General features: G+C 67.6%; 1 protein-coding gene. It reads left to right on the forward strand.

Going from position 1 to position 522, the window contains the following annotated elements:
* Positions 1-365: tyrosine-type recombinase/integrase (locus F2P45_RS37095; protein ID WP_166882687.1), on the forward strand; the 365-nt coding region annotated here is incomplete at its 5' end.
* Positions 366-522 lie beyond the last annotated feature (157 nt).

Raw genomic sequence — 522 nt, forward strand, 5'->3', positions numbered from 1 at the left:
CGCTCAACCCGACCTGGCTGTCGACGACGGTGGCGCAGTACGTGGACAAGGCGCAGGTGGGCAAGCGCGGCGGCTGCCACCTGTTCCGGCACACGATGGCGACCCTGATGCTCGAAGGCGGGGCCGACATCCGGTTTATACAGGCGATGCTGGGCCACGCCGAGCTGTCGACGACGCAGATCTATACCCAGGTGGCGATCCGCCAGCTGCAGGCGATTCATGCGGCGACCCATCCGGGTGCTGGATTGCGGAGCCGGGGTGCGCTGCCGGGGGCGCAGGATGCGCAGCCCGGGGGTGATGGTGACGGGGCCGCTGTGCTGCGCGATGCGCTGGAGGCCGAGGCGGACGAGGAAGATGACGCGTAGCGGTTGGACGTTACGCGGTAACGATGCAGATTCAAGGAGAATGCCATGCCGAAAACAGCAGCGCAGAGACAGGCCGAGTACCGGGCACGCAGGCCGACGGCGGCCGATGGCAACGGCGAGCGCAGGTTGAATACCTGGGTGAGCACGGCCGCGCATC

It is taken from the genome of Massilia mucilaginosa (assembly GCF_011682145.1).
In the GTDB taxonomy this organism is placed as follows: Bacteria; Pseudomonadota; Gammaproteobacteria; order Burkholderiales; family Burkholderiaceae_D; genus Telluria_A; species Telluria_A mucilaginosa.